We start from the raw sequence: 13,790 nt of genomic DNA, 5'->3' as shown, positions 1-13,790 counted from the left end.
GAATACATTCTACAACCCTAGTATATTTTACTCGTTACTTATATTAATATTAGAGAAACGTACGTCATACTCAATATTAAGAGTAATATCCTTGTTTTCTTCATCTTCTTCTGAAGTATCAATTTCTATATTACTAGCTTTATTATTTCCCTCAGCAACAATTTTCCATTCTTGTGGAACTTTGATTGTCAAATTACTGAATAACGCTAATACCTTTATTGTTGCTCCATCTTCAATCTCAATATCTGTCAAGTCAATATCAAGATTACCAAAAACAACTGCAGCATCTTCCATCTCTTGGTCTTGTTCGTATTTTATGTCTTCACTATTGAACATAACAACTTTGCTGAAAGTATCAGTCATCTTTTGGATTTTCTTATAAGCATAATAAGCTCCTCCACCAATTGCAGCACCTAGGACAAGTAATCTTTTTTTCTTCATTTGTATCCCCCTTCTATTGTAAGTACTATACTAATTATATCACTAAAAAAATAATAGTAAAGATTTTACATATGAAATTTATGCTTGTTCTATTATTGTTTCAATTTGGTTAATGATAGAATTCTTTCTATCATTAAGCTGATTACTCTCTGTTTCTAATCTTCTTAGAATGCTGTTAACTTCATATTTAGTGCTCTCAACTTTTTCTATAGCATTATTTATCTTTGACTGAACAGCCCAATCCACGAAAAATCCATCAAAGAAATAATCTGCAAAGCCTAAGAAATCACCTATATCCAATTCTGTATTAATGTAATCATCTACATCACTAAGTTCTCTAGCAAAAGACCTTATCCACTTTTGCATGTCAGAGATATAGTCTTGAGCTTCTGACATGTTTTCTCTTTTTGCCATAGTAGATAGTAATCCTCCACCAAACATATCTAAAGTTCCCCAGTTCTTAGCTGACTGAAGGGCTTCTCGTGCATTATCAATACATGACATGGTATTTTCACCAGCATTAATTGCTTCATCAATTTCTTTTAGCTGATTACTTATTTCTCTATCCTCTTCCATCAAGCTTTCAATTTCATTCCATTTATCTGGCATATATGTAAGTATAAAATCCCTTTTCTGATTCAAGAGCATCTTATATTCTTCTTCTGCTTGACTAAGCTTGCTATATTTTATATTAAGTTTTTCTAGTGATGTTTTACAATCTTCTAACTGAGTTAGTACACTATCACATTTTAACTTAGCAGTTATTGCCTCTTGTTTTTCTTTGTCCAGCTTTTCAGCTTTATCATTAATTATAGTATGTAAGAAATTCGTAAAAGTAACTTTTGTAAGTTTTTCAACATCTTGTTCTTCTTTTCTAAGTTCTTCTTTCAACTGATGCCACTTATCGGTTAGCTTATTACAATCTTCCCCGGTTGATTTAATAAGCTTCTTATAGCGATTAGCCTCACTCATATTTTCTACACATTGTCTTAACTTATCATCTAATTCTTTTTTTCTTTCATTATCATAATTCATTTAGTTCAACCCCTTATTCTTTGTTTAATTATATTTTAAATCAATTAAGTATTATTGTACACTCCACAAATTATATATTATCACTAATATAAACTCAATAATTATAGAATAGTGAACTTATGATAGCAAAATATGGGGTTAAATATGGGAGTTAACTATAAGCAAAAAAATCCAAATGAGTTTAATCCCATTTGAATAATATAACACCACCAATCATAATAACTACCGCAATAACTTTTTTCCAAACAAAGGGTACTTGTTCAGTACCAAATAATCCAAACAATTCTATTAAATAGGCAATTATCAACTGGGAAATTAAAATCAGCATCACCGTACATGCAGGACCCAGTGTAGACATCCCTTTAACAACAGTAAATATAATAAACGCACCTAGTATACCACCTGTAAGATACCACTTACTATCTACTTTCAGTAAATTAGCAAAACTATCTCTTCCAGTAAAGAACCATGCCCCTATACAAACTATAAAACCTGTTATCTGAACTAATGAATTAGTTACCCATATAGATGAACTCTCTGTAACCCTTGTATTAAAAACACCTTGTATACTCATTAGTGCCCCAGAAATAATTGCACAAATAGCAGCCATTTTTATCACCTTTCTTACAAAATCCTAATCTATTTATTTTATAATAGATTATTATTCTCCTAAGTTATTCTAAATATGCAGAGTCTTTAGTAGTTATCAAGTGATAATATTTATTATTAACTAAAATAATAAAAAGACATATAAGATTATATTATCATCTTTATATGTCTTTCTATTTCACCGTTATATATTTTATAATAATTAATTACTTGCTTAATTTTTCATCAATAGCTTTAGCTGCTTTCTTTCCTGCTCCCATAGCAAGTATAACTGTTGCAGCTCCTGTAACAGCATCTCCACCAGCATATACATTCTCCAGTGTAGTTTCCATAGTATCTTCATTAACTACGATACAGCCTCTTTTATTAACGTCAAGTCCATCAGTTGTATCTCTAAGAAGCGGATTAGGTGTTTGACCAATAGCTACTACAACTATATCAACATCCATTACTTCTTCGCTGCCTTCTATAGGTTGTGGTCTTCTTCTGCCACTTTCGTCTGGTTCACCAAGTTCCATCTTAATACACTTCATACCAGTAACATGGCCATCTTCACCAATAATTTCAACTGGATTTTTTAGAAGATCAAATATGATTTGTTCTTCTTCTGCATGATGCACTTCTTCCACTCTTGCAGGTAACTCTTCTTTACTTCTTCTATATACAATCTTAACTTCTTTTGCTCCTAATCTCTTAGCTGTTCTTGCTGCATCCATAGCAACATTACCACCGCCGATAACCGCAACTTTTTCACCGATTCTTACAGGTGTTGGGCTATTAGGGAAATCATAAGCTTTCATAAGGTTGACTCTAGTCAAGAACTCATTAGCTGAGTAAACTCCATTAAGATTTTCTCCTTCAATATTCATGAATCTAGGAAGTCCAGCTCCACTACCTACAAATACAGCTTGGAACCCTTCTTCTTCAAATAATTCATCTATAGTTATTGATTTTCCAACTATAACATTCTTTTCAACTTTTACACCTAGGTCAGTAACACTCTTCAATTCTGTCTGTACTAGACCTTTTGGTAAACGGAATTCAGGTATACCATACATTAGAACCCCACCAAGTTGATGAAGAGCTTCGTACATGGTTACTTCATATCCTTTTTTAGCCAAATCAGCTGCACATGTAAGGCTAGCTGGACCACCGCCAACAACTGCAACCTTTTTATTGTTTGACTCAGGTTTTTCAACGTCTTTTTTAATGTTCTCCATATAATAATCTGCAACAAAACGTTCAAGTCTACCAATAGCTACTGGCTCACCTTTACGTCCTCTTACACATTTACCTTCACATTGTGACTCTTGAGGACAGACTCTTCCACAAATAGCTGGTAATCTATTCTCTGTAGCAATAATATTATATGCCTCTTCTATATTACCTTCACTAACTTCTTTTATGAATTCTGGAATCGGAACACTTACTGGACATCCCCCAACACATGGTCTAGTCTTGCACTGTAAACATCTACCAGCTTCTTCCATAGCTTCTTCCAATGTATAACCACAAGTAACTTCATCAAAATTCTTTATTCTCAATAAAGGATCCTGCTCCTTCATTTTCACCTTTTCTTTACTCATGTTAGGCATTCTTTTCCCCTCCTACTTTTTGTTTTTGATACCATCCAACTTACATACATGGTCTTCTTCTTCTTTATAATAGCTTTGTCTTCTCATACATTCGTCAAAATCAACTAAGAATCCATCAAAATCTGGTCCATCAACACATGCAAATTTTGTTTCGCCACCTACAGTAACACGACATCCACCACACATGCCAGTTCCATCTATCATAATAGGGTTAAGAGATACACCAGTTGGTATATTAAGAGGTTTAGTAACTGAAACAACCGCTTTCATCATAATCAATGGTCCTATAGCAATGACCTCATCATATTTATTTCCCTGTTCCAATAAATCATTTAGAACATCAGTTACAAATCCTTTTGTACCTTTAGTTCCATCATTAGTAGCAAAATATATATTATCACATATTTCTTTGAACTCGTCTTCAAGAATTATGTACTCTTCACTACGACCACCAATAATAACGTCAACACTGACGCCCATTGATTTTAATTTCTTTATTTGAGGATAAAGTGGAGCAGCTCCAACACCTCCGCCTATTCCCAATACTCTTTTATGTTTTTTTAATTCTGTAGCTTGACCTAGAGGTCCTACAAAGTCATTAATATAATCTCCTTCTTGCTTTTTACTAAGTAATTTAGTTGAATACCCTACAACTTGGTATATAATTGTTACTGTTCCCGCTTCTCTGTCGTAATCAGCAATAGTTAGTGGAATTCTTTCTCCATCTTCATTCACTCTAAGAATTATGAATTGTCCTGGCTCACATTTTCTAGCAGTAAAAGGTGCTTCAACAACCATTAATTCAACTTGACTATTGATGGTTTTCTTCTTTACAATTTTGTACACTTAAATTACCTCATTTCTTTATTCTTTTATTCAACTTATCTAAGTCTTTTTTAAATTATATCATAATTTATTATATAATAATAAATTAAATTTTACGTGAGTACTAAATAATTACTTTTTTATGCTCTCCAATAAATCCAGATTCTCTTTACTCCCAAGAATTTCTTCAGCATTCTTAGTATTATCCTGATTAAATAGATCTCTTTTGAATTTAACTTCCAATATTCTTCTGACAGATTCATCTATTCTTTCTTCAGAGATAGTCTTTGAAATAACAGACTCCAATACTCCACTATAACCTTCTTCAAAAGGTACAGGCATAAGTAATATATCAATACCAGCTTCTACTGCTTTTATACATGCTTCTTTTGTACCATATTCATTCACTATAGCTCCCATATTAAGAGCATCGGTAATAGCGAGTCCATCATAACCTAACTCATTCCTAAGTATATCAGTTACTATTTTCTTAGATAATGAGGCTTCTGTATTGGTTTCATCTATTTGTGGAGCCTTGATATGTGCTATCATCACCCCATCCACATCAGCTTCAATACCTTTCTTGAATGGTACAAATTCAATCTCTCTAAGCCTTTCAATATTATGATTAGTGACTACAGAACCTAAGTGAGTATCATTAGTAGTATCTCCATGCCCTGGAAAATGCTTAACGACAGCTGAGACATTTTCATCTTGCAATCCCTTTACACAATTATAAACCATATCACCAACTAATTGTTCATCGCTTCCATAAGATCTAACACCTATAACTGTATTGTCAGGGTTGGTATTGATATCTGCTACAGGAGCAAAATCCATGTTGAAGCCTAGAGAAGATATTTCTCTTCCAAGTATTTGTCCTATTTTATATGCATTTTCAGTATTTCCAGTATCTCCGATTACTTTATTATTAGGCAGTACTGTTGCATGCATATTAGGATTCTTAGCTATCCTTGATACTAAGCCTCCCTCTTCATCTACTGAAATGAAAAGAGGTATACTAGATGTTTCTTGAATATCACTAATCAGCTTTTCTGTCTGAGGAATGGTATTAATGTTATTCTTAAAGAAAATCACTCCACCCAAGTTATATTTCTTCATCACTTCTCTACCGAAATCATCAAGAACAGTTACAGGGGCATTATTAAGAGAATCAGCATCAATCATGAACATTTGTCCAATCTTTTCTTCCAATGTCATCCCATCGATCATCTCTTCTATCTTCTCATCAACAGTTTTTTCTTTCTTATCTGGATTATCAGTAGTCCCATTCTCATTTTTGTTATAATTGACTTCATTATCATCTATAATACTTTCTTCTTTTTCCTTTGCTTTATCATTATTTTGATTATTGTCATTTGTTGAACATCCTGCTAATAATAAAACTAAAACAACCACTAAACACATATATCGATACATTGATAAATCCTTTCTTTCCAATCATTTTTAGTATTAATCAACCACACTAGAATAAAAAAATAATTTCACATAATAAGAGTATTGTCTAATACCAAAATTATAGTATATAATACGTCAAAACATATTATATACTATTTTATTCAGTAAAAAAAGGATTTTATTGATTTAATTGTATAAATCGTTAAATTATGCGTATATACCTTTATTTAATTAGTTTGATAATAATCTATTGTTTCATAATCAAATTCTTTTTCTTCCTTAATGAATTCCATTACATTAAGATATTCCCTTAGAGTATCAATACAAGTGAAGCAAGGTATTCCAAGATGCTGTGCAAAAGTACGAAGTTTGAAACCATCCCTGCTTATATCTTTACCTTTTGTTGGAATGTTGAATATCATGATTATTTCATCGTTTTTCATCTTATCCCTAACAACTTCTACATCATCAGGTATTTCAGTACTGTCAATCCCCATACTATTCAGATACTTATTAGTACCAGCAGTAGATTGAATGTTGAAACCAAAATCTACAAGCTTTTTAATATATATGAGCGCTTCTTCTTTGCTCTCATCATTGATGGATACTAATATGTTCCCTCCATCATAGAACTTATATCCAGCTCCTACAAAAGCTTTGTATAGGGCTTTCTCATAATTAGAATCTATACCCAATACTTCACCGGTGGATTTCATTTCAGGAGTTAGTGCTACATCAACATTATTTAATTTTACAAAGGAGAATACTGGTGCTTTTACTGCTACCAGATTAGTTGTCTTTGCTAGATTGATACCATAAGGCAGGTCTTTTAGTTTATCACCTAGTATAGTTTCCATAGCTATCTGAACCATAGGAATCTTGGTTACTTTACTGAGTATAGGCACAGTTCTTGATGCTCTTGGATTAACCTCAATGATATATACTTCTTCATTTCTGACAACAAATTGTATGTTCATAAGCCCAATAACTTCTAATGCCTTAGCGATTTTCTTAGTATAGCTGATAATAGTCTCAATCACGTTCTCTGACAATGTTTGAGGAGGATATACACATATACTATCTCCTGAATGAACTCCTGTTCTCTCGATATGTTCCATGATACCAGGGATAAGTATATCTTCTCCATCAGATATGGCATCAACTTCTACCTCTATACCTTCTATATACTCATCAATAAGTATTTGATAATCTGTTGATAAGGACGCAGCTTCATGTAAATACTGCTTCAAGTCATTATCATTCCTTACAACCATCATTGCTCTACCACCAATAACATATGAAGGTCTTATGAGTACTGGATAATTTATTTCATTAGCTACCTTCAAAGCTTCACTAACAGATGAAACAGAGCCACCTTTTGGTCTATTGATGTTCAATTGATTCAGTAACTTATCAAATCTTTCTCTATCTTCTGCAACATCAATAGAATCTACAGAAGTTCCAAGTATCTGCACACCATTTTTAACTAATTTTGGAGCAAGATTAATAGCTGTTTGTCCTCCGAATTGGACTATAACACCTTTTGGTTTTTCTTTTCTGATTACATTAAGAACATCTTCTATGAAAAGTGGTTCAAAATACAGTTTATCGGATATATCAAAATCTGTACTCACTGTTTCAGGGTTATTGTTTATGATGATTGATTCATACCCCAAGTTTCCAATAGACCATACTGCATGGACTGAACAGTAATCAAATTCGATGCCCTGTCCTATTCTTATTGGTCCTGAACCTATAACAATGATCTTTTCGTTTTTACTTATCTCATTCTCATTTTCCTTCTCATATGTTGAATAATAATAAGGTGTATGGGATTCAAATTCTGCTGCACAAGTATCCACCATTTTATATACTGGATAAATATTGTAGGCTCTTCTTAATGTATCCAACATTTCATAAGACTGATTGGATAAATCCATAATCTCAATATCTGTAAAACCTAGTGTCTCAGCTTTTTCTAATAATTCTCTAGTAAGTAATTCAGATTTCAACTCATTTTCTACTGAAATTATATTTTTTATTTTATATAAAAACCATTTATCTATTGCCGTAATTTCATTGATGGTATCTACTGATATGTTTTTTCTTAGTGCTTCTGCTAAAACAAAAATACGCATATCATCAACAACTTGCAACTTGTCATATATTTCTTCTTTTGTCAGTTTTTGAAGCTCTTCTTTTCTAAGTCCTGTTTCTTTTCCTTCTAAGGATATTACAGCTTTCAACAAAGAACTTTCAAAGGTTCTATCAATAGCCATTACTTCCCCAGTTGCTTTCATGGCTGTACCTAACTCTCTATTGGCGTAATCAAATTTGTCAAAAGGCCACTTAGGAATCTTAGTAACAACATAGTCAAGAGCTGGTTCAAATGAAGCTTTGGTCTTTTTAGTTACTGCATTATCTATTTCATGTAAATTAAGCCCTATAGCTATCTTAGCGGCAATCTTAGCAATTGGATAACCTGCTGCTTTTGATGCTAGAGCAGATGAACGGCTAACTCTTGGATTAACCTCTATTACTATATATTCCTTACTTATGGGGTTAAGGGCAAATTGTACATTACATCCACCCTCAATTTTTAGGGCTTTGATTATCTTGATAGAAGAACTTCTAAGCATGTGATATTCATTGTCAGTCAAAGTCTGAGAAGGTGCTACAACAATACTATCTCCTGTATGAATACCTACAGGATCAATATTTTCCATATTACAGATTATGATACATGTGTCATTACTATCTCTCATAACCTCGTATTCAATCTCTTTCCAGCCTGCCACAGACTGCTCCACTAGGACTTGATTTATTCTGCTGTGCATTAGACCAGTAAGTAAAATGTCTTTTAACTCTGATTCATTATGTGCAATTCCACCACCAAGACCACCTAATGTATAAGCTGGTCTTACAATAATAGGGAATCCTATCTCTTTTGAAAATTCTATCCCATCTTCTATATTACAGATAATTTTACTTTTTGGAATAGGTTCATCAATCTCAATCATCAAGTTTCTAAAGCTCTCTCTGTCTTCAGCTTTCTTTATGGTTTCAAGAGACGTACCAAGTAATGTTACATTATATTTATCTAAAATACCTGCTTCTTTTAATTCAACAGCCATATTAAGTCCTGTTTGACCACCTAATGTAGGCAGAATACCGTCAGGTCGTTCTTTATTTATAATATAGTCTAGTGACTCTACTGTAAGTGGTTGAATGTATACTTTGTCAGCAATATTGTCATCTGTCATTATCGTTGCTGGATTACTATTAACCAGTACTACTTCTATTCCTTCTTCTTTCAGAGCCTTACAAGCTTGAGTTCCTGCATAATCGAATTCTGCTGCTTGACCAATGACAATAGGTCCCGAACCAATAACCAGTACTTTTTTTACATCCATGTTCTTAGGCATTTTCTCACCCTTTCCATTATCTATTCTCTAAATGATTGCTTCAATCCATTCCTTAAAAATATAATGACAATCTTCTGGTCCTGGTCCTTCTTCTGGATGGAATTGTACTGTTTTTATATTGTAATCAGAAGAACTGAATCCCTCAATGGTATTGTCATTAACATTGATAAAAGTCTTTTCCATGTCTTTTGTAAAACTGCTTTCTTCTACTGCATATCCATGATTCTGGGATGATATAAATACCTTTCCTGTATTCATATTCATTACTGGATGATTGCTTCCTCTATGTCCGAATTTTAGTTTATATGTATCTGCTCCAAGTGCAAGTGCAATAACTTGATGACCAAGACATATTCCCCAAATAGGCAACTTACCTATTAACTCTTTTACAGTATTGACAGGTACAGAAGCTTCTTTTGGATCTCCAGGTCCATTTGAAAATATCACTCCATCTAAATCATATTCAATAATCTCTTGAGAACCAATATCTTGTGGAAAAATATATATATCACAATCAAGACTTACCAGCTGATTAATTATTCCTGACTTGATTCCAAGATCTACAACCCCTATTTTCTTGCCTGACCCTTCTATATGTTTAATGTCTTTTCTAGACACTTGTTCAACAATATTACTAGGGAACTCATAATCCTTTAATTTCTCTAATAACCTACCTTCATCCTCAGTGGTTATCATACATTTCATAGTCCCTTTTTCTCTAATTTTCTTAGTTAACATCCTTGTATCAATACCATATATACCAGGAATATTGTTTTCTTTTAAATATGTGTCTATATCTTTTTCACACTGCCAATGATTAGGATTAACTGAGTATTCCTTAACAACAAATCCCGAAACTCTGATACAGCTTGATTCCATATCTTCAGTATTTATACCGTAATTACCAATCAAAGGATATGTCATTGTAACAACCTGACCTGCATAAGATGGGTCTGTCAAAATCTCAGTATATCCTGTCATACCAGTATTGAAAACCAATTCACCGCATACTGTAGTCTTAGCTCCGAAACTTTTTCCTTTTAAGACTGTTCCATCTTCAAGAATTAATTTAGCATACATTAAATCTCTCCTTCCAGAACACTGCCAAGTACCGAAACAGTAGAATCTATATCTTCTTTTTTTACAATAAGTGGTGGAACGAACCTAATTATGCGTTCACCTGACCCAACTAGTAATAATCCTTTTTCCATACATTTTTTTATTATATCCTTTACAGGGATATTCATTTCCATTCCCAGCATTAATCCATGCCCTCTGACATCAGTTATGAAGTCATATTTATCTTTTAATTCATTTAACTTCTTAGTCAGGTAATTCCCTTGAACCTTAACATTATCAAGGATTCCTTCATTGGATATTTCCTCTAATACAACTTTTGCTGCTGTACATACTAGTGGATTACCACCGAATGTACTTGCATGATCTCCTGGGCAGAACCCCTCAGCAACTTTCTCATTAGCTATAACTGCTCCAATAGGCACTCCACCGCCAAGTCCTTTTGCTAGGGCTACTATATCAGGTTTTACATCATATAATCCATATGCGAATATTTCTCCTGTTCTTCCAATACCACATTGGACTTCGTCAAATATCAATACTAGGTTATTCTTATCGCATATCTCCCTAACTTTTTTCAGATATTCCTTGTTGGCAGGTCTTATACCACCTTCACCTTGAATTGGTTCCAATAATACTGCACATGTATTATCATCTATAGCTTCTTCTAGAGATTCTATATTATTGAATTCAACGTATTTCACACCTGGAAGTAGTGGGTCTAAGCCTTTTTGGTATTTTAGTTGACCTGTTGCAGTAACTGCTCCGTAGGTTCTACCATGAAATGAATTTTTCATAGTAATGATTCCATTTTTATCTGCGCCCAAATTTTTCTTAGCGTATTTTCTTGCTAATTTTAGAGAACCTTCTATTGCTTCTGCTCCACTATTACAGAAGAAAACTTTATCAAGTCCGCTATGTTCTACCAATAAGCCTGCTGCTTCTATAGCTGGTTCATTCCAATAGAGATTAGAACAGTGAGTTAATTTATCCAACTGTTCTTTTAGTTCTGTAACCAATCTTTCATTTTTGTATCCTAGTGAATTAACAGCTATCCCAGCAACAAAATCTATATATTCATTACCATCTTTATCATATACTTTTACTCCTTCTCCTTTTTCTATAACAATAGGAAACTGAGCGTATGTACTCATAAAAACTTCTTTACCTTTCTTTATTAATTGTTCCATTTGTTCTCACCACTTTCATTAAATAGTATTAAGCTTTTGTTTTATATGTTAGATCAAATAACTTTTCTAATTAGAGAAAAACATAGTTCCTACACCGCTCTTTGTAAAAATTTCTAACAATAAGCTATGTTCTACTCTTCCATCAAGTATATGTACACTTTTAACACCTTTATAAATTCCTGATGCACAACATTCAGCCTTTGGAATCATCCCACCGCTGATAACACCTTGTTCTATATATTCTGGAACTTCTTTGACATCTATTTGAGATATTAGTGAATTACTATCATTCACATCTCTAAGAATACCTTCCACATCTGTTAGAAATATCAGCTTTTCAGCTTTTAACGCTCCAGCTATTGAACTTGCTGCATAATCAGCATTTATATTATAGGTATCACCATTATCATCTGTCCCGATAGGTGCAATTACTGGTATGTATTCATTTTCAAGGAGAGTTTCAATAAGTCCTGTATTGACTTTTGTAATTTCCCCTACATACCCAACATCATAATCTTCAACTTCCTTTTTTGCTACTTTCAGTGTTTTACCATCTTTACCGCTTATTCCAACTGCACCAATATCATGATTCTCAATAAGCTGTACTATATCCTTATTAACTTTTCCTGATAATACCATCTCTGCAACTTGAACCGTCTCTTCATCTGTTACCCTGAGCCCATTGATGAACTTGCTTTCCTTACCTATTTTGCTTAACATGCCACTTATTTCCTTACCACCACCATGGACTATAACGGGTTTAAGTCCTACCAGTTTCATTAGCACGATATCTTGAATAACTGACATTTTAATGGATTCATCCACCATAGCACTGCCACCATATTTGATTACTACTATATCACCATTGAATTTTTTTATATAAGGTAAAGCTTCGACCAATACCTTAGCTCTTTGAATATATTTTTTCATCTTATTTTCCTCTCTTATCAAGTTCTATATTCTCCGTTGATTTTCACGTATTCATAACTAAGGTCGCATCCCCAAGCCTTAGCTTCACCATTACCTTCATCAAGCTCTATTTCCACGATAATATCTCTTTCACTGATAATTGATGATGCATAATCTTCATCAAAATCTATAGGTAATCCATTTTCTACAAGAGTTATTTTTCCTTTATCACTAACGTAATGCAAACTTACTTTGTTTGGGTCAAATTCTGCACTAGAGTATCCCATAGCACATAGTATTCTTCCCCAGTTGGCATCTTCGCCAAAGAATGCTGTTTTTACCAAATTGGAGGTTATAACTGATTTACTTAATAATCTTGCATCCTCTTTATTTTTAGCTCCTTTTACTGATACCTCAATGAATTTGGTTACACCCTCTCCATCTGCAACAATTAGTTTAGCTAGATAGATATTGATATAATCAAGAGCTTCTTTGAAGATTTTATAATCTTGATCAACTTCGATTATCTCTTCGTTGCCAGCTTCACCATTGGCTAATAGGATAACCATATCGTTAGTACTTGTATCACCATCAACTGATATCATGTTGTAAGAGTCTTTTATACTGTCTGATAATGCTTTTCTAAGCAATGTTTTTGATATGTTGATATCTGTTGTTATGAATGAAAGCATTGTAGCCATATTAGGGTGAATCATTCCTGAACCTTTTGCCATACCGCCAATAGTTACTTTTTTACCATCTATCATGACAGTTACTGCTATTTGTTTACTGTATGTATCAGTAGTCCTGATTGCGTTTGCGGCGTCATCTGCTGATTGTTCAGTATCTCCAAGTTTATCTGATAGATCAACTATACCATTACAGATTATATCTATTGGAAGTTTCACTCCTATGACACCTGTAGAAGCCACCAACACTTCCTCTTCATCTATCCCTAGGACTTCTCCTGTCTTTGCAGCCATTTCATTAGCATGAGTCATGCCTATTTTTCCTGTACAAGCATTAGCATTTCCACTATTAACAACAATTGCTTTAACTGTACTGCCATCATCAAATATCTTTTTATTCCAAAGCACTGGTGCTGCTTTTACTATATTCGTCGTAAATGTTGCCGCCATATTAGCTGGAGTTTTCGTATGAACAATAGCTAAATCCTTATTTTTTCTCTTGGCACCACAGTGTACTCCACCTGCCAAAAATCCTTTAGCCGCTGTTACACCGCCTTTTATTATATCCATGTCGTC

Annotated in this window: 11 protein-coding genes; all 11 read right to left on the bottom strand. The window is 33.4% G+C overall.

Annotated features, from left to right (window positions below):
- Positions 1-27 precede the first annotated feature (27 nt).
- Entirely contained in the window at positions 28-441 is a 414-nt protein-coding gene (locus HYG85_RS19585) for a LiaF domain-containing protein (protein ID WP_212691088.1), read from the bottom strand.
- Between the two features lie 78 nt (positions 442-519).
- Positions 520-1,476: a hypothetical protein gene (locus HYG85_RS19580; RefSeq protein ID WP_212691087.1), complete on the bottom strand. Its 957-nt coding sequence runs from the start codon at positions 1,474-1,476 to the stop codon at positions 520-522.
- 181 nt (positions 1,477-1,657) lie between these two features.
- The gene (locus HYG85_RS19575; RefSeq protein WP_212691086.1) at positions 1,658-2,086 is read right to left on the bottom strand and encodes a DMT family transporter; all 429 of its coding nucleotides are present in this window, start codon (positions 2,084-2,086) and stop codon (positions 1,658-1,660) included.
- Positions 2,087-2,291: 205 nt separating this feature from the next.
- Positions 2,292-3,680: an NADPH-dependent glutamate synthase gene (gltA, locus tag HYG85_RS19570; RefSeq protein ID WP_212691085.1), complete on the bottom strand. Its 1,389-nt coding sequence runs from the start codon at positions 3,678-3,680 to the stop codon at positions 2,292-2,294.
- Between the two features lie 12 nt (positions 3,681-3,692).
- Positions 3,693-4,526 carry a sulfide/dihydroorotate dehydrogenase-like FAD/NAD-binding protein gene (locus HYG85_RS19565; protein WP_212691084.1) on the bottom strand — a complete coding sequence of 278 codons (834 nt, stop codon included), beginning with the start codon at positions 4,524-4,526 and terminating at the stop codon, positions 3,693-3,695.
- Between the two features lie 111 nt (positions 4,527-4,637).
- Positions 4,638-5,945 carry a glycoside hydrolase family 3 protein gene (locus tag HYG85_RS19560; RefSeq protein ID WP_212691083.1) on the bottom strand — a complete coding sequence of 436 codons (1,308 nt, stop codon included), beginning with the start codon at positions 5,943-5,945 and terminating at the stop codon, positions 4,638-4,640.
- 206 nt (positions 5,946-6,151) lie between these two features.
- Positions 6,152-9,349, bottom strand: a complete 3,198-nt coding sequence (carB, locus tag HYG85_RS19555) for a carbamoyl-phosphate synthase large subunit (RefSeq protein ID WP_212691082.1) — start codon at positions 9,347-9,349, stop codon at positions 6,152-6,154.
- Positions 9,350-9,376: 27 nt separating this feature from the next.
- The gene (carA, locus tag HYG85_RS19550; protein WP_212691081.1) at positions 9,377-10,429 is read right to left on the bottom strand and encodes a glutamine-hydrolyzing carbamoyl-phosphate synthase small subunit; all 1,053 of its coding nucleotides are present in this window, start codon (positions 10,427-10,429) and stop codon (positions 9,377-9,379) included.
- A complete protein-coding gene (locus HYG85_RS19545; RefSeq protein ID WP_212691080.1) occupies positions 10,429-11,616 on the bottom strand; it encodes an aspartate aminotransferase family protein in 1,188 nt (395 codons plus the stop codon). Before HYG85_RS19545 ends, carA begins: the two co-directional genes overlap by 1 nt.
- Positions 11,617-11,682: 66 nt before the next feature.
- Entirely contained in the window at positions 11,683-12,546 is an 864-nt protein-coding gene (gene argB, locus HYG85_RS19540) for an acetylglutamate kinase (RefSeq protein WP_212691079.1), read from the bottom strand.
- A gap of 17 nt (positions 12,547-12,563) precedes the next feature.
- Complete coding sequence (argJ, locus tag HYG85_RS19535) at positions 12,564-13,784, bottom strand: bifunctional ornithine acetyltransferase/N-acetylglutamate synthase (RefSeq protein WP_212691078.1); 1,221 nt, start codon at positions 13,782-13,784, stop codon at positions 12,564-12,566.
- Between the last annotated feature and the right edge of the window lie 6 nt (positions 13,785-13,790).

This window comes from Vallitalea guaymasensis, from assembly GCF_018141425.1.
Taxonomy (GTDB): domain Bacteria; phylum Bacillota; class Clostridia; order Lachnospirales; family Vallitaleaceae; genus Vallitalea; species Vallitalea guaymasensis.
The sequence above is the reverse complement of the archived record's forward strand: the minus strand, read 5'-3'. Positions and strand labels throughout refer to the sequence as shown.